Annotated in this window: 15 protein-coding genes and 2 pseudogenes; 8 read left to right on the top strand and 9 right to left on the bottom strand. The window is 65.8% G+C overall.

The features are described from left to right. Nucleotides 1–19: 19 nt before the first annotated feature. Both ACUXVA_RS26640 and ACUXVA_RS26635 read left to right on the top strand, forming a co-directional pair. Nucleotides 20–1618: an ABC transporter substrate-binding protein gene (locus ACUXVA_RS26640; RefSeq protein WP_265082920.1), complete on the top strand. Its 1599-nt coding sequence runs from the start codon at nt 20–22 to the stop codon at nt 1616–1618. Between the two features lie 82 nt (nt 1619–1700). After that, complete coding sequence (locus ACUXVA_RS26635) at nt 1701–2441, top strand: MOSC domain-containing protein (RefSeq protein WP_445489128.1); 741 nt, start codon at nt 1701–1703, stop codon at nt 2439–2441. Here ACUXVA_RS26635 and ACUXVA_RS26630 read toward each other — a convergent pair whose 3' ends face one another. Together ACUXVA_RS26630 and ACUXVA_RS26625 are read right to left on the bottom strand one after the other, a co-directional pair. Then, entirely contained in the window at nt 2442–4136 is a 1695-nt protein-coding gene (locus tag ACUXVA_RS26630; protein WP_445489126.1) for an FAD/NAD(P)-binding protein, read from the bottom strand. It abuts the gene before it with no gap. Nucleotides 4137–4312: 176 nt separating this feature from the next. Continuing rightward, nucleotides 4313–4787: pseudogene (locus ACUXVA_RS26625) on the bottom strand (PaaI family thioesterase). Between the two features lie 180 nt (nt 4788–4967). Here ACUXVA_RS26625 and purL point away from each other — a divergent pair. After that, nucleotides 4968–7185, top strand: a pseudogene (gene purL, locus ACUXVA_RS26620) (phosphoribosylformylglycinamidine synthase subunit PurL). A 153-nt stretch (nt 7186–7338) separates the two neighbouring features. Here purL and ACUXVA_RS26615 read toward each other — a convergent pair. After that, on the bottom strand, nt 7339–8127 hold the full coding sequence (locus ACUXVA_RS26615; protein WP_265082925.1) for an aldolase: 789 nt from the start codon (nt 8125–8127) through the stop codon (nt 7339–7341). Between the two features lie 166 nt (nt 8128–8293). On the opposite strand from ACUXVA_RS26615, the gene ACUXVA_RS26610 reads away from it, so the two are divergent. Next, nucleotides 8294–10054, top strand: coding sequence for an MOSC domain-containing protein (locus tag ACUXVA_RS26610; protein WP_445489124.1), 1761 nt, complete (start codon nt 8294–8296; stop codon nt 10052–10054). Nucleotides 10055–10084: 30 nt separating this feature from the next. On the opposite strand, the gene ACUXVA_RS26605 is transcribed toward ACUXVA_RS26610, so the two are convergent. The 3 genes from ACUXVA_RS26605 to ACUXVA_RS26595 all read right to left on the bottom strand — a co-directional run bounded on the left by ACUXVA_RS26605 (nt 10085) and on the right by ACUXVA_RS26595 (nt 12830). Then, nucleotides 10085–11020: a 2-hydroxyacid dehydrogenase gene (locus ACUXVA_RS26605; protein ID WP_445489122.1), complete on the bottom strand. Its 936-nt coding sequence runs from the start codon at nt 11018–11020 to the stop codon at nt 10085–10087. A 46-nt stretch (nt 11021–11066) separates the two neighbouring features. Then, nucleotides 11067–12242 (bottom strand): acyltransferase family protein, encoded by a 1176-nt coding sequence (locus ACUXVA_RS26600; protein ID WP_265082927.1) that lies wholly within the window; start codon nt 12240–12242, stop codon nt 11067–11069. 225 nt (nt 12243–12467) lie between these two features. After that, the gene (locus tag ACUXVA_RS26595) at nt 12468–12830 is read right to left on the bottom strand and encodes a DUF427 domain-containing protein (RefSeq protein ID WP_265082928.1); all 363 of its coding nucleotides are present in this window, start codon (nt 12828–12830) and stop codon (nt 12468–12470) included. 173 nt (nt 12831–13003) lie between these two features. Here ACUXVA_RS26595 and ACUXVA_RS26590 point away from each other — a divergent pair, with 173 nt between their 5' ends. After that, nucleotides 13004–13237, top strand: a complete 234-nt coding sequence (locus tag ACUXVA_RS26590) for a BolA family protein (RefSeq protein WP_265082929.1) — start codon at nt 13004–13006, stop codon at nt 13235–13237. Nucleotides 13238–13394: 157 nt separating this feature from the next. Here the strand turns inward: ACUXVA_RS26590 and egtD are convergent, their stop codons facing one another. Then, nucleotides 13395–14363 carry an L-histidine N(alpha)-methyltransferase gene (gene egtD / locus ACUXVA_RS26585; protein WP_265082930.1) on the bottom strand — a complete coding sequence of 323 codons (969 nt, stop codon included), beginning with the start codon at nt 14361–14363 and terminating at the stop codon, nt 13395–13397. A gap of 42 nt (nt 14364–14405) precedes the next feature. Then, nucleotides 14406–15662, bottom strand: a complete 1257-nt coding sequence (gene egtB / locus ACUXVA_RS26580) for an ergothioneine biosynthesis protein EgtB (protein ID WP_445489119.1) — start codon at nt 15660–15662, stop codon at nt 14406–14408. A 329-nt stretch (nt 15663–15991) separates the two neighbouring features. On the opposite strand from egtB, the gene grxD reads away from it, so the two are divergent. The 3 genes from grxD (at nt 15992) to ACUXVA_RS26565 (ending at nt 19043) form a co-directional block, all read left to right on the top strand. Then, entirely contained in the window at nt 15992–16324 is a 333-nt protein-coding gene (gene grxD / locus ACUXVA_RS26575) for a Grx4 family monothiol glutaredoxin (RefSeq protein ID WP_445489117.1), read from the top strand. A gap of 177 nt (nt 16325–16501) precedes the next feature. Continuing rightward, nucleotides 16502–17788 (top strand): serine hydrolase domain-containing protein, encoded by a 1287-nt coding sequence (locus ACUXVA_RS26570; protein ID WP_265082933.1) that lies wholly within the window; start codon nt 16502–16504, stop codon nt 17786–17788. Further along, a complete protein-coding gene (locus ACUXVA_RS26565) occupies nt 17769–19043 on the top strand; it encodes a serine hydrolase domain-containing protein (protein WP_445489114.1) in 1275 nt (424 codons plus the stop codon). The genes ACUXVA_RS26570 and ACUXVA_RS26565 overlap by 20 nt, the downstream gene beginning before the upstream one ends. A 185-nt stretch (nt 19044–19228) precedes the next feature. Here ACUXVA_RS26565 and ACUXVA_RS26560 read toward each other — a convergent pair whose 3' ends face one another. After that, nucleotides 19229–20296: a threonine aldolase family protein gene (locus tag ACUXVA_RS26560; protein WP_445489112.1), complete on the bottom strand. Its 1068-nt coding sequence runs from the start codon at nt 20294–20296 to the stop codon at nt 19229–19231. Nucleotides 20297–20529 lie beyond the last annotated feature (233 nt).

Here is a 20529-nt window from a genome sequence, read left to right as displayed (position 1 = left end):
CCCCAGCGCCGGAGAGACCATGCTCATTCGTCATGCTGCCAAAGCCATCGCCATCACCGCCGTGCTGCTCGCGCAACCAGCGCTTGCGAAAACCACGCTGCGCATCGCCATGACCGCCGCCGACGTGCCCACCGCCACCGGCCTGCCCAATAACGGTTTCGAGGGCATGCGCTTCATGGGCTACCCGATCTTCGAGGGGCTGGTGCTGTGGGACCTCAGCAGGACGGACCAGCTCGCCGGATTGCGGCCGGGGCTGGCGGAAACATGGGAGCAGGACCCAGCCGACAAGAAGACCTGGATTTTCCATTTGCGCAAAGGCGTGAAATTCCATGACGGCAGCGATTTCAACGCCGACGCCGTGATCTGGAATCTGGACCGTTATTTCAAGAACGACAGCCCGCAATTCGAGGTCGCGGCGTCGGCCATGTCGCGGGCCCGCGTGCCCTTGATGGGCGCCTACAGGAAGATCGACGATAGCACTGTGGCAATCTCGACCACGACTGCGGCGTCGTATTTCCCCTACATGGCGGTGTACCTGCTGTTCACCTCGCCTGCGTCTTTCGCCAAGGCCGGCGACTGGGCCAAGGTCGCGACATTGCCGGCGGCGGGCACCGGTCCGTTCAAGATCACCAAAGTGGTGCCGCGCGAGCGCGTCGAGCTCGCCCGCAACGACGGCTACTGGGACGCACAGAAGAAGGCCAAGGTCGACAACGTCGTGCTGATGCCCATCCCGGAATCCAATGCGCGGCTCGCGGCGTTGCGATCCGGCCAGGTCGACTGGATCGAGGTGCCGCCGCCGGACGGCATTGCCTCGTTGAAGTCGGCCGGCTTCACCATCACCACCGGCTCCTATCCGCATGTCTGGCCGTGGTTCTACAACATCGGCGCCGCTAACAGCCCGTTCAAGGATGTGAAAGTCAGGCAGGCGCTGAACTACTGCGTTGACCGCGAAGGCCTGGTGTCGCTGCTGTCAGGCACCGCTGAACCGTCGGCGGGGTGGCTGAAGGCCAGCGATCCCAACTTCGGCAGCCCCGTGAACCGCTACAGGTTCGATCCGGCCAAGGGCAAGGCTCTGCTCGCGGAGGCCGGATTCACCGCCGCCAAGCCGCTCTCGTTCAAGGTGCAGGTCTCGTCGTCCGGCTCCGGCCAGATGCTGCCGCTGCCGATGAACGAATTCCTGCAGCAGAACCTCAAGGACGCCTGCAATGTCACGGTCGAGTTCGACGTCATCGAATGGAATGTGCTGCTTGGCAATGCCCGCGCTACGCCTGAGGCACCGGCGCTGAAAGGCGCCATGGCGCTCAACATCTCGTCGCCGTCGTCCGACGTCGGCATCATGGCGCGCTATTTTGCGGCCGCCAACTTCTCGCCCAACGGCTTCAATTTCGAGCAGTGGAAGGACGACGAATTCGAGGCCGCGCTCAAGACCATGGCCGAGGCGACGGACCCCACGGTGATCGCTGCCAACACGCGCAAGGCGCATGAGCGGCTGGTCGACAATCCGCCGTGGCTGTACATCGTCCACGACCTCAACCCGCGCGCCATGAGCACCAAGGTGAAGGGCTTCGTCTCGCCGCAGTCGTGGTTCGTCGACCTGACGCTGGTGAGCGTGCAGTAGCAAGCGGCGCTTCCGCCTGTCCCCGCATCCGGCACAAAACCGGCCCCACCGCGTTGCCTTCCGGATATACGGGGGCAACCATTTGAATTCAGTCGGACGAATTGCACAGATCTGGCGGCATCCGGTGAGTTCGCTCGGCGGAGAGCGGGTGACGAGCACCATCGTCAGCGTGGACGGTATCGTCAACGACCGCCGCTTCACGCTGATCGATGCTGAGACCGGTGCGCCGGCCGCGCCGGAAAAGCATGTCCGATGGCGCAAGGCCCTGCATCTGGGGGCGCGCTGGGATGCCGGAAAAATGCCAACGATCGCCTTTCCGGACGGCACGTGTTTCGCGGTCAACGACGGCGCGCTCAATGCAACGTTATCGGATTACTTCGAATTCGCGGTCGCGGTCGCGGCGCACGGGCCGGTCGAGGGGCATCCGGATTTTCCGCAGACCGAATACCGGCACGCGCATTTTCCCATGCACGTGCTGACCACGGCATCGCTGCAGCGCCTCGCGGAATTGCGCCAGATCGAAGCCGTCGATGTCCGGCGTTTCCGCCCGACGGTGCTGATCGACACCGGCGATATCAGCGGTTTCGTGGAGAAACAATGGGTCGGCCGGAACATGCGGGTCGGCGCAGTCGCGGTGCAGGCTATCGAAGAAACGACGCGTTGCGGCATGACCTTTGTCGCGCAGCCGGGCGTCGAGGACGATCCGGAAATCCTTCGCAGCATCCTTCGCAACAACAAGCGCCACCTCGGCATCAACTGTAACGTCGGTGGCGCCGGCTTCCTTCATGAAGGCGACGAGGTGTTTGTCGGGGGGAGCGCCTGATCATGCGTCGTCGAGCATCAGCGCCGGTTCGCGCTGATCGGCTGAGACATCGTCGAGGATCGCCTTTGACACCACTTCACCGATCTCGTGGGCGCTGGTGATGCCCTGCACGAACGGCAGCTTGTGCAGCAGGAACGAGATCGCCGCACAGTACAACCGGTTGCACAGGTTGGCCGCGAATTTCGGGCGGAAGGCCGCATCGAGATCGATGCCGCCGGTGCGGGTGAACGCGGCTTCGTCGGACTCGTCGAGGATCAGCACGCCCTCGGGCGTCGCCGCCTGCTTGATCACGCCCTGTTCGATCAGACCCGGAAACGGCATGTCCCGCGCCGACATGGACGCCTGGCCGGTGGCATCGATGAAGGCGTCGAAGGCGACGCGCCTGCCGTCGAAATGCACCGCGGCGCCCCGGGCGACGCCGTCGGCATCGAGCTTGTAGTCGCGGCCGAGCTTCAGGATCTCCAGTCTGCCGGCGCGGCGCAGCGCCAGCAGCCGCTGGATCGACTGGTGCGGCACCGTGGCGTAGTCGTCGACGAACACGCTCTTGAACTTGCCGTGGAAGCGCTTGAGATCGTCCTGGTCGAGATGCGGCACCGCGCGCGCGATGATCTCGTGCATGCGCAGGATCGCATACCGCCATGGCACCGTATAATGATCGCGCTTGTTCTGCTCGGCCTCGGCGAGGTTGGCAGCGGCCCAGGTGAACGGATCGGCGGCCTCGCGTTCGGCGAAATAGGCATCGGCAAGGGTGTCGACGGTGACCAGCGCCAGTCCGATCTTCGCGGCATAGTCCGGGTCGCAGGCCACCAGTTCAGCCCTGAACAACTCGAACACATCGTCGAGCAGGTTGGCGCAGCCGCGCTCGATCAGCGCGTTGACAGCCTCGGGGGTACAAACCTGCAGCGGCGTGTAAGGATATTCGCAATAGAAGTCGGCCTCGGGCAGCAGGCCCTTGCGCGACATCAGCGCAGCGTGAAAGCCCTCGCCGTCGGCGGAAGCCTGGTACTGCAGCCGGCCGCCAGCGTCGAGGTAGAACACCCCGTGCGCCGTGGCCACGGTGATCAGCGCATCGATGGCGCTGAGCGAGGTGCCGAGAATGCCGACGTGACACGGCCCGATGGTCTTCAGCGCCGGCGCCGGCCACGGTGACATGAAATAGCCGGGCCTAATCTCGGTGCTCTCCGGCCAGTTGTGGCCGGTCGCCATGACCACGTGGTCGAAGGCGTAATCCTTGCGGGCGCCGTCCGGCATGGTCACTTCGAGCTGGATATCGGCTTCGCGCAGCCGGATGTCGACGACGCGGTGACGCGACTTGACGTCGATGCTGTGGCCGCGAGCGATGCCGATTTCGATCAGTTGCTGGAATTGCGACTGCAGGAATTCGCCGAGCACCACGCGCGGATAGAATTCGCGCTCCCTGATGTTGGCACTCGCTACGTTGAGCCGCTGCAGCTCAGCGTCCGGTTGGCGACGCAGCCATTCCACCAGGGTCTCGCAGATCGGCGGCAGCTCGATGCTGGCGATGTTGGCCAGCATCGCCTGGTCGTTGATGTCGGGATGGTACGGCGTGCCCTTGCCGGCATCCGCCTCGACCTCGAAGATTGTGATGGACAACGGCACGGCGGAGCGCACGAGTCCGTGGAGGGTATAGATGCCGGTCGGACCCGAGCCGATGATGGCGACTTTGGTCGTCATGCCACCCGGCTCCGGGCATCCGAAAATATGCGAAGCTTGAACATTGAAATGAATATCCTGGACTGCCGCTGCGCCCAATCCAGCGCGCGGACTGTTCAGAATAGGGGACGAATAAAGGGCGAATTGGTTCCACCGCGCCCGATGACCGCCTCGGTGCGCCGGTACGGGCCGCCCCGCTATACCGCCGGCCTGTCCTTCTTCTTCACCCGCTTGATGGTGCCGGAAAACGAGAACAGCCTGCGCTCGCCCGAACGCAGCATGCCGCGCAAAAAGATCAGCGAGCCGCCGATCCGGGTCATTTCGCCATCGCATTCGATCAACTCGCCGAGCTTCGCCGCATCGAGGAATTCGCAGGCGAACGACACGGTGATGCCCGGGCCGCGCAATTCGCGCGAGGCCAGCGCGAACAGGCAGTAATCGGCGAAGGTCATGTAGCAGCCGCCGTGCACGTTCCTCATGCCATTGAGGTGCTTGGCCTCGACCCGGAACGCGCAGTTGACCCGGCCGTCGGCCTCGACCTTGTGCCAGAACGGCCCGGACACTGATCTCGAAGGAATCCCGCTTCCAGGTGGTCCAGCCGGCGAATTCGCCCTCGGTGGCGGTATAGGCGTCGGCGTGGAACGGGATGGTGGCGTCGACAGGCACATTCACGGTCTGAACTCCTTGGATTGGCAGCGAAAAGTGTTAAATCCGGTTCCTAGGCCGGGCGCAAATGCCGGTTTCGCAAGCTGAATCCGTAAAGCCTTGGACTGGGCGGAGGAGAGGGGTAAAAGCCCTTTTTCCGCTGTTCCCTTCTGCCTCCGAAGAAGCCTCACAAGCGCAAGAGTCCCAATGAATCAGCCCAAAATCTCCCCGGAGATCACCCCCGAACTCGTCGCCTCCCACGGCCTCAAGCCCGACGAGTACGCGCGCATCCTCAAGCTGATCGGACGGGTGCCGTCGTTCACCGAACTCGGCATCTTCTCGGCCATGTGGAACGAGCACTGCTCGTACAAGTCCTCGCGCATCCATCTCAAGGGGCTGCCGACCAAGGCGCCGTGGGTGCTGCAGGGGCCGGGCGAGAATGCCGGCGTCATCGACATCGGCGACAACCAGGCCATCGTGTTCAAGATGGAGAGCCACAACCACCCGAGCTACATCGAGCCCTACCAGGGCGCGACCACCGGGGTCGGCGGCATCCTGCGCGACGTGTTCACCATGGGCGCGCGGCCGATCGCCTGCTTGAACGCGCTGTCGTTCGGCGCGCCGGAGCATCCGAAGACGAAGCATCTGGTATCGGGCGTGGTGGCCGGCGTCGGCGGCTACGGCAATTCGTTCGGCGTCCCCACCGTGGGCGGCCAGATGCGCTTCCACACCCGCTACGACGGCAACAATCTCGTCAACGCCATGGCCGTCGGCCTCGCCGATGCCGACAAGATCTTTCTGGCGGCGGCGTCCGGCGTCAACATGCCGATCGTCTATCTGGGCTCGAAGACCGGCCGCGACGGCATCCACGGCGCCTCGATGGCCTCAGCGGAATTCGATGAGGACTCGGCCGAGAAGCGCCCGACGGTGCAGGTCGGCGATCCCTTCGCCGAAAAGCTGCTGCTGGAAGCCTGCCTGGAGATCATGGCGGCGGATTGCGTCATCGCGATCCAGGACATGGGCGCCGCGGGCCTGACCTGCTCGGCCGTCGAGATGGGCGCCAAGGGCGACCTCGGCGTCGAGCTCAATCTCGACACCGTGCCGACGCGCGAGCGCGGCATGAGCGCCTATGAGATGATGCTGTCGGAGAGCCAGGAGCGCATGCTCATGGTGCTGAAGCCAGAGAAAGAGAAAGAGGCCGAGGCGATTTTCCGCAAGTGGGGCCTCGACTTCGCCATCGTCGGCTACACCACGCCGACCATGCGCTTCGTGGTCAAGCATGGCGGCGAGACCATGGTCGACCTGCCGATCAAGGAGCTCGGCGACGAGGCGCCTTTGTACGATCGCCCGCACGTGCCGACGCCGGCGCTGCCGGTGATTCATGCGCGCGACGTCACGGCGCCGCTGTCGATCGCCGACGCTTTGGAAAAGCTCATTGGCACGCCCGAACTGTGCAGCAAGCGCTGGGTGTGGGAGCAGTACGATCACGTCATCGGCGGCAACACCGTGCAGCGCCCCGGCGGCGACGCCGCGGTGGTGCGCATCGAAGACGGCCCGAAGGGGCTGGCGATGACCGTCGACGTCACGCCGCGCTATTGCGAGGCCGATCCGGTCGAAGGCGGCAAGCAGGCGGTGGCGGAAGCCTGGCGCAACATCACCGCGGTCGGCGGCAAGCCGATGGCGATCACCGACAACCTCAACTTCGGCAATCCCGAGCGACCGGAGATCATGGGCCAGCCTGGTCGGCTGCCTGAAGGGCATTGCGGAAGCCTGCATCGCGCTCGACTTCCCGATCGTGTCCGGCAACGTCTCGCTCTACAACGAGACCAACGGCCGCGGCATCCTGCCGACCCCGTCGATCGGCGGCGTCGGCGTGCTCGACGACTTCACCAAGTCGGCGACGCTGGCGTTCAAATCGCAGGGCGAAGCGATCCTCCTGATCGGTGCGACCGAAGGCTGGCTCGGCCAGTCTGTCTATCTGCGCGACATCTGCGGCCGCGAAGAGGGCGCGCCGCCTCCGGTGGATCTGGCGACCGAGAAGCGCAACGGCGACGTGGTGCGCGGCATGATTCACGCCGGCACTGCCACGGCGGTGCATGACGTCTCCGACGGCGGGTTGCTGATCGCGCTGGCCGAGATGGCCATCGCCTCGGGCGTCGGTGCCAAGCTCGATGCAGCACCGGCTGCGACCGTGCCGCACGCCTGGTGGTTCGGCGAAGACCAGGCGCGCTACATCGTCACCGTGCCGGAAGAGCATCTGCTCAGCGTGCTCACCAAGCTGAAGACGGTGGAGGTGCCCTGCATGCAGATCGGCGTCACCGGCGGCGTCGAACTCGCCATCGCCAATGAACGCGCCCTGCATATCAAGGCGCTCGAGCACGCCCATGAAAGCTGGCTGCCGAACTACATGGGCGCGACGGCGTAAGCCTGAAACTCCGGCTGTCATCCCCGCGCATGCGGGGATCCAGTATACGACGGCCGGTGTGTACTGGATCGCCCGGTCCAAGCGCGCAAGTGCGCGCCAGGCCGGGCGATGACAGGGAGTGTGGCGCGGGCGCGCCGGCCCCAACGACCCCGATCAGTCGCGGTAGTCGGGCTCACTGCGGTCGAGCACGCGCTTGACGCTTTCCAGATGCAGGCGTGCCGATTCCGGATCGCCTTCGCGCATCTGCCGATAGGCGGCTTCGGCAATCGTGGGATCGACGGGAAGCATCTTCCGGCCGGTGGAGAGCGCGAGGACCTGCACCTGGCAGGCGCGCTCGAGATAGTACAGATCGTCCCAGGCCTCGGCGATCGTCGGTCCCAGCACCATGACCCCGTGATTGCGCATGAACACGATGTCCGCGTCGCCGATCGCCCCGGCGATGCGGTCGCCCTCGCGTTCGTCGAGCGCCAGGCCGTTGTAGTCGCGGTCGAGTGTGGTGCGGCCGTAGAATTTCAGCGCCGTCTGGCCGGCGAAGACGAGAGGATCGCTCTCGGTCATGGTCAAAGCGGTGGCGTAGGGCATGTGGGTATGGAACGCGACCTTCACGCGCAGCAGCCGCTTGTGGACGCGGGCGTGGATATAGAACGCCGTCGCTTCCGGGCGGCCCTCGCCTTCGATCACGCGACCGTCGAGGTCACAGACCAGCAGGCTGGACGCGGTGATCTCGGCAAAGGCCAAGCCGTAGGGATTGACCAGAAACAGGTCGTCGCGGCCAGGAACGAGGGCGGAGAAGTGATTGCAGATGCCTTCTTCCATGCCGAGTCGGGCCGCCATGCGAAAACAGGCGGCGAGGTCGGTGCGGGCGGCCTGGAGAGCGTCGCGATCGATCTCTCCCCCATTTGTCAGGGCGGGGCCTTCGGTCACGCGCAGTTCGTGGGCCATCGGGGAGCACTCCAGTCAGGTTCAGAGCCAGACGGCGTTCTGCAACACATCGGGAACGCCGTCCAGTATGGCTCGCACTCGCCGCGTCTCCGGCACGGCGCTGCGTATGTTCTCGATACCTCGACGATGCTAGGCTGTCGCCGGCATCGCAGCGGAGGACGACGTCATGGCGCGCTTGCTGTCGGTCAATGTGGGACTGCCGCGCGACATCGCGTGGCAGGGCAAGACGGTTCACACGTCCGTCTGGAAAACGTCGGTGCAAGGCCCGCGCATGGTGCGCCGGCTCAACATCGATGGTGACGGGCAGGGCGATCTCGCCGGCCACGGCGGCGAGCACCGCGCCGTGCTGGTCTATCAGCTGGACTCCTACCGCTACTGGCAGAGCGAACTCGGCCGCGACGATTTCAGCCACGGCCAGTTCGGCGAGAATTTCACCGTCGACGGCCTGCCGGACCACGAGGTGTGCATCGGCGACCGCTACAGGATCGGCCGCGCCGTGTTCGAGGTGACGCAGCCGCGCGTGACCTGCTACCGCGTCGGCATCCGCATGAACGAGCCGCAGATGGCGGCGCTGCTGGTGGCGCGCGGCAGGCCCGGCTTCTATCTGCGGGTGATCCAGGAGGGCGAGGTCGAGGCCGGCGACGAGATTGTCCAGGTCGGCAGCGGTGCCGAGCGCATGAGCGTCGCAGAGATCGACGCGCTGCTTTACAGGCCCGGCCATTCCCGCAGCGGACTCGAACGCGCGCTGCGCATCCCGGCGGTGAGCGACGGTTGGCGCGCGTCGTTTCAATCGCTGTTGGCGCAGGAGCAAAGCGGGGTGGCGACGGGAAATGCCGGGCTGGCGCCTTCGTCCGGACCGCCCCCGGCCTGGACCGGATTCCGCCCGCTGCGGGTGTCGCGCAAGGTGCGGGAGAGCGATAGCGTGATGTCGCTGGTGCTCGAGCCCACGGATGGGCTTCCCCTCAGCGCGGCGCTTCCCGGCCAGTTTGTCGTGCTGCGGCTGACGCCGGTGCCGGGCACCCCCGCGCTGCTGCGCAGCTATTCGTTGTCCGGTGAGCCCGGCGAGCGCTGCTATCGCATCAGCGTGAAGCGGGAAGCGCATGGCGCGGCAGGCGCCTATCTCGACGACAGGGTGGAGGTGGGCGACGTGCTGGACGTCAGCGCGCCGCGCGGCAGCTTCACGCTTGGACCGGGCGACGGTCCCGTCATCCTGCTGAGCGCGGGGGTGGGTGCCACGCCGGTGCTGGCGATGCTCCATGCACTGGCGGCGCAGGCGTCGCCGCGTGCCGTGTGGTGGCTGCACGGCGCCCGCAACGGCCGTGAGCATCCCTTTGCCAGCGAGGCGGCGTCGCTGATATCAGCGCTGGCGCATGGCCGCCGCCTGGTCCGCTACAGCGTGCCGGATCCCGATGACAGGCCTAGCATCGATTACGATGCGCGCGGCCGTCTGGACATGGCGGCACTTCGCGAACTCGACGTGCCGCGCGATGCCGATTTCTACATCTGCGGGCCATCGGCCTTCATGAGCGAACTAACTGCAGGTCTGGCTGCCTGGGGCGTCGCCAGGAACCGGATTCACACCGAGCTGTTCGGCGCCGGGCCGTCGAGCACGCCCGGCATCGCTGCGGCGCCGCAGACGCCGCCGCATCAGCCGTCGGGGCACGCGGGCACGGGACCGCTGGTGTCGTTCGCGCGCAGCGGCCTCAGCGTGCACTGGGATCCGTCGTTCCAGAGCCTGCTCGAACTCGCCGAAGCCTGCGATGTGCCGGTGCGCTGGTCGTGCCGCACCGGTGTCTGTCACAACTGCGAAAGCGGGCTTGTGGCCGGGACGGTGACGTACCGGCCCGATCCGATCGATCCGCCGGCGGCGGGCAACCTGCTGATCTGCTGCGCGCAGCCGCAGGGCGACATCGTCGTCGATCTCTGAGCGATGCCGCATCGCGTCCGGGACGTGGGCTCAATAGCTTTGCGTGCGATCCACCACATGCAGCAGCGGCGCGCCGGATTGCGAGCGCGCGATATTGTCGGCGATCGCCTCGGCCGCCGTGCCGACGCGCGTGGCGGCGGCGACATGCGGCGAGATCGTCACCCCCGGATGCGACCAGAACGGATGATCGGCCGGCAGCGGCTCGGTGCGGAACACGTCGAGCGTTGCGTTTGCCACCTGTCCGCGATCGAGCGCCGCAATGAGCGCGGTGTCGTCGATCAGCGAACCCCTGCCGGCATTGAGGATGCAACTGCCCGGCGGCAGCATCGCCAGCCGTTTGGCATCGAGCAGATTGATGGTGTCGGGAGTCTCGGGCAGGATTGCCACGAGGATCTCCGCTGTAGCGAGCGCCTCGGGCAGGCGGTCCGCGCCGGCGAGGCAGCGCACGCCGGCGATCTCGCGGGCGTGGCGCGCCCAGCCGGTGACGCGGAAGCCGAGCCCGGCCAGCGTCGTTGCGGCCGCCGATCCCAGTTCGCCCAGGCCCAGCACCGTGACCGACCGATCGGTGGCAAGCGGCGGCACGTGCTGCGTCCATGTGACCGGCTTTTCGCGGACGTAGCGATCCGTGCCGAGATGCGCGCGCAGCGTGTGCGCCACCACCCATTCCACCATGCCCTGGCGCAGGCCGCTCTCGACCATGCGGCACAGCGGCTGGGTCAGCGTCCTGTTGCCGACGATCTTCTCGACGCCGGCCCACAGGCTCAGCACGGCACGCGCGCGGGTGAACACGCCGAAGTCCGTGACCGGCCCGCCGGTGGCATGAATGATGTAGTCCACCGCCTCGGGCGCGATGTCGCCGGGCAGGCCTGCCTCGGCGGGCAGGTCGCGGCGTCGCAGCGCGTCAAGGATGGGCGCGCGATACTGCGCGTAGAGGTCGGGAGCGACGTTGAAAAGAAGCCTGATCACCTTCACCTGTCCATTCGACCGGCGAATCTCTGCGCCGGATGTCGCATTACAGCACGCGCCGGGCGCCGGGTATCCTGCGCAGCATCACCGTCACGCCCCAACTGATCGCCAGCGTGCCGGCAAAGACGATCAGCGCTTTCGGGATCGCGCCGAGCGCGGTCACGTCGAGCAGGGCGTATTGCAGCCACAGCACCGGGATGTAATGTACCACATAGATGCCGTAGGCGTCGTCGCGGAGGGGATCGAAGATGCTCTTGTCGCGCTGGCCGAAGCGCAGGAACAGCGCCAGCACGGCGACGCAGATCAGCGAGCAGGCCACCGCATAGATCACGCCGTAGCTCGACTGCCACCAGAATGGGGGCGCGCCCGCGAGGTTGGCGAGCTTCATGCGCCGGAAATCGATCAGCCAGGCCAGTGCGCCGAACGCTACCGCGGCGGCGATGAGCCACACCCACCAGCGCCGCGCCAGCGCGCCGGTGCCGGCCAGCAGGCCGCGGTCGAGATGCGCGGCGCCGATCCCCATGCCGGCGAAGAAGAACACGCCATAGAGAACGGTGCGGCTGAGCTGCACCTGCAGCGGCCCCCAGTTGAACCAGCGGACGGCGCCGACCTCGAACAGCATCGGGACATAAGCCACGATCGAGACCAGCGCGAGAACGCCTGCGAAGCGCACTGGGCGCTGGAACGAGGCCAGCGACAGCCGGTTGATGGCGTCGATCACGCCTGGCGCGAAATAGAACACCGGAATTGCCACGAGGTCGAGGAACAGCAGGTACCAGATGAACCAGCCAGGCCCGTCGAACCAGATGCCCTGCTTGAAGTTGCCGAGCCAGAACTCCACAAATCCGGCCTTGTTGCTGGAGAGTTTGAACGAGGCGTAATAGGCGATCGGCATCAGCACGAAGATCATCGCCAGGAACGGCAGGCCGAGCCGCAGCGCGCGGTCGCGCAAGAAGTTGCCGACGCCCTTGCGCGCCAGCGAGCCCGCGACGAACAGGCCCGACAGCAGGAACATCAGGCACATGAAGAACGCGTCGTTGAACAGCGTCAGGACGTTGAAGCCGAACCAGCGCTGGCTGTCGACGATCGGCGCGGTCGACCACAGATAGTGGTTGGGATAATAGCGCCCGAAGGCGGTGTAGGCGACCACCGCGTGGTTCGCCAGCACCAGCAGCGTGATGAAGGTGCGGGCGCGGTCCAGCGCTGCGTTGCGGTCTGACATGTGATCGATTGCCCCGATGTGTCGCGAACCTGATTATGGCAAATCAGGCATGCCATGTCATGCCGGGGCGCGAGGCGCGAGCGAACCTCAGCAGCTCCAATCGGAGTGCGGGGAATCCCTGGATGTTCAAAACAATTCGAGATCCCGGGTCTGCGCCATCCGGCTTCGCCGGCTGTCGCAGCCCGGGATGGCGGGCTGAAGGCCGTCATTCTTCGAACGACGACTTCAGCCCGCCACTTCCTCGATGGTCACTTTGTCGGGATAGAAGGCGAGGTGGCCGGCGATTTCGGCCATGGCCGGAAACGGCGTTTCATAGGTCCAGATCGCGTTCTCCATCGTCTTGCCGCCGGCACTGACGCTGTAATAATTGGCGTCGCCCTTGTAGGGGCAATGGGTGACGCGGTCGGTCCGCGCCAGCAGCGCCATGTCGGCGTCGGCGCGGGGGATGTACTGGACCGCCGGGTAGCTTGCCTCTTTCAGCGTCAGCGCATGGTTCGTTTCGGCGATCACCACGCCGCCGGCGGTGACCCGGACGCGCTTGGGATTGGCGGTGATGGCGATGGGATGGTCGGGGCCGGGCAATTTCATGGGGTCTGCTCCTGCGGTCGGTCGATCGGATCGGGTCGGCGGCACCGTTTTCGGCGCGCCGGAACCTTCGATATAGTATCTGAATGGGTGACGCAGAAGGGCGTCCGCGTTAAGTTCGACACCCGGCGCGGCGATCGCCTGCCGCGAATCGGACCGTGCTGGAGACGACCTGAATGCCGATGGATGCCCACGATATCGAGGCCATGATCAAGGCCGCGCTGCCCGACGCCGAGGTGACGATCCGCGACCTTGCCGGCGACGGCGACCATTACGCGGCCACCGTGATCTCCGAATCCTTCCGCGGCAAGTCGCGGGTGGCGCAGCACCAGATCGTCTACCAGTCGCTGAAGGGCCAGATGGGCGGCGTGCTGCATGCGCTGGCGCTGCAGACAGGTGTGCCGGAGTAAATCCGCTCGATTGTCGTCACCCGCGAAGGCGGGTGACCCAGTAAACATCGGCTGACGTGACGATCACCGGCGCCGGTGTTTACTGGGTCGCCCGGTCCTGGCGCGCAATTGCGCGCCTGGCCGGGCGATGACAGCCCAGCGCGATGCGCGCGCTTTCTTAGTTCTCCGCCACCAATGCATGCACCGAGAACATCTTGGCGTCGTCGGTCCATGATGTCTTCGGGGTCCAGCCGGAGCCGCGCGCCAGGGCTGTGAAGCGGTCGAGGCTGTATTTGTAGCTGCTTTCGGTGTGGATGCTTTCGCCGGCGCGGAACGAGAAGCTGTGGCCGAGCACGCGCACGGTCTGCGGATTCTTGGCGATCAGGTGCATCTCGATGCGGTGGCGTTCGCGGTTGTAGATCGCCCGGTGCGTAAAGCCCGACAGGTCGAAATTGCCGCCGAGCTCGCGGTTGATGCGCACCAGCAGGTTCTTGTTGAACGCACCGGTGACGCCGGCGGCGTCGTTATAGGCGGCGTGCAGCAGGCGCTCGTCCTTCTCCAGATCGATGCCGATCACCAGCAGCGCGCCGGGTCCGAGAATCTCGCGGGCACTGCGCAGAAAGGCGCAAGCCTCGTGCGGTTCGAAATTGCCCAGCGTCGATCCCGGGAAAAATCCGACCTTCGGCATCGCGCTGACGGCGTCGGGCAGCGCAAACGGGGCGGTGAAGTCCGCGGTAACCGGATAGACGTCGAGATCGGGAAAATCCGCGCGCAGCTCGGCGGCCTGGGCGTTGAGGAAGTCGCCGGAGATGTCCACCGGCACATAGGCGGCGAATTCGCACTGGTCGAGCAGCAGCCGCACCTTGGTCGTGGCGCCGGCGCCGAATTCCACCAGCGCCGCGCCCCTGGGAATGATGCCGTGAATATCGGCGCCGCGCGCACGCAGGATCGCCAGCTCGGTGCGGGTCGGGTAATATTCCGGCAGTTTGGTGATCTGCTCGAACAGCTCGGAGCCGGCGGCGTCGTAGAAATATTTCGGCGACAGCTTCTTCGGACTTTGCGACAGCGCCTGGATCAGGTCGGATGCGAAAGCCGACGTATTCTCATCGTGCTGATGCGGCGTTGCCAGTGGGGCATGCACATTCATGACGGTCTCCTGAACGCGTTCAACGCGCCGTTAAGTTGAGTATCAGCCGACGTAGTCGGCGAGGCGAAGTCCGGTGAATTGCCAGCGGTGGTGGGGATAGAAGAAATTGCGATAGGACAGACGGCTGTGGCCGTCCGGCGTGGCCAGCGATGAACCGCGCAGGACTAGTTGATTGACCATGAACTTGCCGTTGTATTCGCCGAGCGCGCCCTCGATGGCGCGGTAGCCGGGATAGGGCGAATAGGAACTGCGCGTCCATTGCCAGACCAGCCCGAAGGCATCGTTGAGCCCGCCGGCGCGAGCGGCGACCTCCCATTCCATCTCGGTCGGAAGATGCTTGCCGCTCCAGCGGGCAAAGGCATCGGCCTCGTAATAGCTGACGTGGCAGACCGGCGCGTGGGGATCGATCGGCTGCAGCCCGGCCAGCGTCATGATCCGCCATTCGCCGTCGATCTTGCGCCAGTGACCGGGCGCCTGCCATTCCTCGCGCGCGGCGGCAGCAAAGCCGTCCATCAGCCACAGCGTTGCGGTGTCGTAACCGCCGGCCTTCATGAACTGCAGCCACTCGCCGTTGGTGACGAGGTTGCGTGCGAGCTTGACCGGCCCGACCAGCGCGCGATGCGCCGGCTTTTCGTTGTCGAAATGAAATGTCTCGCTCTGATGCCCGATGGTGTGGATGCCTTCGGTCAGCGTCAGCCAGGGATCCCCTGAGGTCGTTGAAACCGGGAATTGCCAGGCGGCATCGTAGGCCGGCGGGATCGGGTTCTGCGCGAAGGCATGCAGGATGTCGGTCAGCATCAGTTCCTGGTGCTGCTGCTCGTGGTTGAGGCCAACCTCCAGCAGCGGCACCAGCGAGGCCAGCTTGGCGTCGTCGGTCGTGTCGAAGAACCTGATGACGGCCGCGTCGACGTGCCGGCGATACGCCGTCACTTCATCGGCACCGGGGCGTGTGAGGTGGCCACGCTGGGCGCGGGCGTGACGCGGGCCTGCGGAGACGTAATAGGAGTTGAACAGGTAGGCGTAGTCGGGATGGCACGGCTTGTAGCCCGGGCTGTGCTCGCCGAGCAGAAACTGCTCCCAGAACCAGGTGACATGGGCACGGTGCCATTTCGCCGGGCTGGCGTCGGGCATGGACTGCACCAGCCGGTCCTCAGGGGACAGCGGCGCGGCGCGGCGTTCGGTTTCGTTGCGGACGGCGAGAAAGGCTTCGCCCAGTCGCCGGGCCAGCGAACCAGATCCGGAAGACAATGACGCGGCCGGGGCGGCCAGCGCGGCCGCGGCTGAAGCTGGATTCGTCACGAAAATCTCCGGTTTCGTAGAGAACGTTGCTTTCACGCAAGGGTTCCGCGGTCGGCCTGTCCTAAATAGGACGTCCGGCGCGTTATAAAAGGCTCGCGGTCATATGATTGATCGGGCCGGCCGGGGGCCAAGGCCCGCGTCGGCGGAATGCGCGGGAGCCCGCCCGGGCAGCCCGGCTCTCTATCATTTGCCCCCCCGGCGCGGCTATCCCTTGGTTTTGCTCCGGTTTCCGGGCATTTTCCTTGGGATGCACAAATCTTTGGGCTACCTATATGACATGACAGGTGGGCCGAGCCGCCCGGTGGCTGGGCCGCAACGAGGACGCGATCATGAGCATTGACCAATTCATCGACAATGAAGTGAAGACCAACGACGTGGTGCTGTTCATGAAGGGCACGCCGCAGTTTCCGCAGTGCGGCTTTTCCGGCCAGGTGGTGCAGATCCTCGATCACGTCGGCGTCGGCTACAAGGGCCTCAACGTGCTCGAATCGGCCGACCTGCGCGACGGCATCAAGACCTATTCGAACTGGCCGACGATTCCGCAGCTTTACGTCAAGGGCGAGTTCGTCGGCGGCTGCGACATCATCCGCGAGATGTTCCAGGCCGGCGAGTTGCAGGCCCTGCTGGCCGAAAAAGGCGTGATCAGCGCGCCGGCAGCCTGAGCCTGACCGGTCGCGGGTTCGGCGCGACGCAACTCGGCGTCGCCGCCGCCGGTATCACTACGCTGCTTAGCGCTGATGCTGTCGTCGTGCCCCTCCAATGGTCGCTGGCGTTTGTGACACCCCTTGTCTGAGCGGGCGCGGGCGTTACAATTCCGTCATCTGATGGAAAGCCTGGTGATGAATTTGCGGCGTGCAACGCGCTCCCTGCTGTGCGGAGCGCTGTTGCTGGTTGCGCCGGCATCCGCGACCCGGGCCGAAGGTCTTTTCGAAATTCCGCCCGGCGCGCGGTTCTCGCAGGAGAAGCTGGCACGGATCGGCGAGTTCTTCCGCAACGAGATCGACCACGCCCGCATACCCGGCGCGGTGATCCTGATCCAGCAGCACGGCAAGCCGGTGTACACGCAGGCGTTCGGCATGCGCGACCTGGCGTCCGACCTGCCGATGACGCAAGACACCATCTTTCGTCTGCATTCGATGACCAAGCCGATCACCTCGGTGGCGGCCATGATGCTGGTCGACCAGGGCCGGCTGAAGCTCGACGATCCCGTCTCGAAATACATCCCGTCCTTTGCCGACGCCAAGGTCGGCGTCGAGAAGACGGTCGAGGAAGGCGAGAAGGCGCTGGCGATCGAGCCGCTGACGCGGCCGATCACCGTGCGCGACCTGATGCTGCATACGTCCGGCATTACCTACGGCTTCTACGGCCAGGGCATGGTCCGCCGCGTCTATGGCAATGCCAGCATCTATGACGGCGATTTCGACAACGCCGAATTCGCCGAGCGCATCGCCGACCTGCCGCTGCAGGAGCAGCCCGGCACGCTGTGGGACTACGGCCACTCCACCGACGTGCTCGGCCGCGTCATCGAGGTGGTCTCAGGCAAGTCGCTGCTCAAATTCGAGCAGGAGGCGTTGCTCGGCCCGCTCGGGATGACCGACACCGGGTTCTTCATCGCCGATCGCGCCAAGCGCTTCATGATGGCGCAGCCGATGCCGTGGGACACCGACTTCCGCGTCGGCTTCGACAGCGGACCCGATCGCTTCATGAAATGGGAATCCGGCGGCGGTGGCATGCACACCACCGTGGGCGACTTCGCCCGCTTCGCGCAAATGATCCTGAACGGCGGTACGCTGGACGGCCGGCGTTATCTCAGTCCCGAAGCCTTCAAGGAAATGACCTCCGATCACATCGGCAAGGAGTCCGGCGTCAAGCGCGACGTGCTGTATTTCCCCGGCGACGGCTTCGGCTTCGGCTACGGCTTCGGCGTGCGTACCGATCCCGGCAATGCCAGGCCGCCGCCGCCGGGTTCGCTGGGCGAACTGAAATGGGATGGCGCCAGCGGCTGCTATTTCGTCATCGATCGCAAGCAGGATTTCTTCTTCGTGCTGCTGGAGCAGACGCCCTCGGAGCGCCAGCGCATCCAGGCGACGGTCAAACGGTTGATCTATGAAGCGCTGGAGAATTAGCGCCGCGCGCCTCGCCGCGGCGTTGGCCGTCGGGCTGACGCTGCTCGCCGCCGCATCGCTGCGCACGGCGTGGGCCGAAGCGCCGGCGCGCACGTTGTCGACGGCCAGGCTCGCCGCGCTCAACGACTATTTCGGTAACGAGATCGGCAGCGGCAAAATTCCCGGCGCCGTGGTGCTGGTGCAGCAGCACGGCAAGGCGGTCTATGCGGAGTCGTTCGGCAAGCGCGATGGCGCCAACCCGATGACGCCGGACAGCATCTTCCGGCTGTATTCCATGTCGAAACCGGTCACCTCGGTGGCCGCGATGATGCTGGTGGAAGAGGGCGGGCTGAAGCTCGACGATCCCGTGTCGAAGTTCATTCCGGCCTTTGCCGACGCAAAGGTCGGCATCGACCGCAAGGGCGGCGACGAGCATGCTACGTCGGCCGTCGTGCCGCTGCGCCGTCCGATCACGATCGCGGACCTGCTGCGCCACACTTCCGGCATCACCTATGGCTTCTACGGCGACGATGCGGCGCGGCGGCGCTATGCGCAGATCGGTCTGTTCCAGCGCGATTTCGACAATGCCGAACTGGCCGACCGCATCGCGCAGCTTCCGCTGGCCGAGCAGCCAGGCACGCTGTGGGACTACGGCCACTCCACCGACGTGCTCGGCCGCGTCATCGAGGGGGTGTCGGGACAGAGCCTGTACGTTTTCCTGAAGACGCGGCTGCTCGACCCGCTGGGGATGGTCGATACGTCATTCTACGTCACCGATGAAGCCAAGCGCGGGCGCATCGCCGAGCCGTTTCCGGGCGATCGGATGATCGGACCGGTGATCGGCATGCATGACCCGCTGGACGTCCGGCGCTGGCAGGCCGGCGGTTCCGGCCTGGTCGGCACGCTCGGCGACTATGCGCGCTTCGCACAGATGCTGCTCGATGGCGGCGTCTATGAGGGCCGGCGCTATCTGCGCGCCGAGACGGTCGCGCTGATGACCGCGGACCATGTCGGCCCGGGCAGCGGCGTCAAGCGCGACTACTACTACTTCCCCGGCAACGGCAGCGGTTTCGGCTATGGCTTCGCGGTACGAACCAAGGAACTGGCGAGCGAGCCCGGCCCGGTCGGCGAGTATCGCTGGGACGGCGTCGGCGGCACTTTCTTCTGGATCGATCCGCGCGACGACATGTTCGTTGTCGTGATGATGCAGGCGCCGTCGCAGCGTGTGCGCATCGAGGCGGACGTGCGGAAGATTGTGTATGGGGCAGTGGAGTAGGGCAGCCACCTCTGCGTCGCTTCCGTCACCAAACACTCCGTTGTCATCACCCGCGAAAGCGGGTGATCCAGTAGACGCTGTCGACGCGGATTGATCGCCGACGGCGGTGTCTACTGGGTCGCCCGGTCCAGGCGCGCAATTGCGCGCCCGGCCGGACGATGACAGTTGAGTGTTTGGCGGCGAGGTTACGCCGTCCTGACGATCTCGCGCACCAGCCCCAGCGTCTCCTCGATCATCTCCTGTGTCACATCCAGATGCGTACACGCGCGGATGCGGCCGTCCATGGTGGCGAGCAGCACGCCGCGCGCGCGCAAGGCGGCGACCATGGCCGCGCCCGTGACGCCGGCGCCTGCAGGATCAAAGAACACCAGATTGGTCTCCGGCTGCTGCACTACAATGCCGGGGATTTGCGACAGGCCGCCGGCCAGTGCGCGGGCGTTGGCGTGGTCGTCTGCGAGCCGCTCGACGTGGTGATCGAGCGAATACAGGCAGCCCGCAGCACTGATGCCGGCCTGGCGCATCGCGCCGCCCAGCCGCTGCTTCCAGCGCCAGACCTCGTCGATGAAGTCGCGCGAGCCGGCCATTGCGGCGCCCAGGGGCGCGCCGAGGCCTTTGGTGAAATCGAGCCACACCGAGTCCCAGCCGTCCGACATCTCGCGCGCGCTGATGCCAGTGGCGACGCAGGCATTCAACAGCCGCGCGCCATCCATATGGGTGGCCATGCCGTGCTCGCGGGCGATCGTCGTGACCGCGTCGAGCGCGGTCTTCTTCCAGACCGTGCCGCCGCCGATGTTGGCGGTCTGCTCGACGCTGACCAGGGTCTGCGGCGGCTCGTAGCGGCTGCGCGGGTGCAGCGCACCGCGCAGCGCCTCGGGCGTGAACTGGCCGTCGGCGCCGGGTACGGCAGTGACCTGGAAGCCGCCGAGCGCGGCATGGGCGCCGCCCTCGCGGCTGATCAGATGCGCGGTGGGGTGCGCCAGGATCTCGTCGCCGCGCCGGCAATGCACCAGGGTTGCGGCAACATTGCACATGGTGCCCGACGGCATGAACACCACAGCCTCCTTGCCGAGCAGTTCGGCAACGCGCGCGCACAGCGCGTTGACCGTGGGGTCGTCGCCGATCTGCTCGTCGCCGACCTCGGCGCGGGCCATCGCGTCGCGCATCGCAGCGGTCGGGCGGGTCTGGGTGTCCGATAGGAGATTGATGCGGACCGGCGTGGCGTTCGGGTCCGTCGGCGTCGGCGTGTAGGTCATGGGGGTTCTCGGTCTTGCATATCGAAGCGACGTGAGAGCCGCCTGCGTCACCACATACTCCGTTGTCATCAGCCGCGAAAGCGGGGGATCCAGTGGACGGCGGTGGTGCGGCGCCATCGCTGGCGCCTGCGTTTACTGGATCGCCCGGTCCTGGCGCGCAATTGCGCGCCTGGCCGGGCGATGACAGTGGAGGATGTGGCGCGGACGACGGAAGATCATTGGCCCAACAAAAA

The organism is Rhodopseudomonas sp. RCAM05734 (assembly GCF_052658035.1).
This window is presented reverse-complemented; position numbering and strand designations above follow the sequence as displayed.

Coding starts and splice junctions, on each gene's coding strand:
- ACUXVA_RS26610 (WP_445489124.1), top strand. CDS start 8,294: ATGGCGCGCTTGCTGTCGGTCAATGTGGGACTGCCGCGCGACATCGCG.
- ACUXVA_RS26595 (WP_265082928.1), bottom strand. CDS start 12,830: ATGAAATTGCCCGGCCCCGACCATCCCATCGCCATCACCGCCAATCCC.
- ACUXVA_RS26560 (WP_445489112.1), bottom strand. CDS start 20,296: ATGACCTACACGCCGACGCCGACGGACCCGAACGCCACGCCGGTCCGC.
- ACUXVA_RS26615 (WP_265082925.1), bottom strand. CDS start 8,127: ATGGCCCACGAACTGCGCGTGACCGAAGGCCCCGCCCTGACAAATGGG.
- ACUXVA_RS26630 (WP_445489126.1), bottom strand. CDS start 4,136: ATGACGACCAAAGTCGCCATCATCGGCTCGGGTCCGACCGGCATCTAT.
- ACUXVA_RS26640 (WP_265082920.1), top strand. CDS start 20: ATGCTCATTCGTCATGCTGCCAAAGCCATCGCCATCACCGCCGTGCTG.
- ACUXVA_RS26570 (WP_265082933.1), top strand. CDS start 16,502: ATGAATTTGCGGCGTGCAACGCGCTCCCTGCTGTGCGGAGCGCTGTTG.
- ACUXVA_RS26600 (WP_265082927.1), bottom strand. CDS start 12,242: ATGTCAGACCGCAACGCAGCGCTGGACCGCGCCCGCACCTTCATCACG.
- ACUXVA_RS26590 (WP_265082929.1), top strand. CDS start 13,004: ATGCCGATGGATGCCCACGATATCGAGGCCATGATCAAGGCCGCGCTG.
- grxD (WP_445489117.1), top strand. CDS start 15,992: ATGAGCATTGACCAATTCATCGACAATGAAGTGAAGACCAACGACGTG.
- egtD (WP_265082930.1), bottom strand. CDS start 14,363: ATGAATGTGCATGCCCCACTGGCAACGCCGCATCAGCACGATGAGAAT.
- ACUXVA_RS26565 (WP_445489114.1), top strand. CDS start 17,769: ATGAAGCGCTGGAGAATTAGCGCCGCGCGCCTCGCCGCGGCGTTGGCC.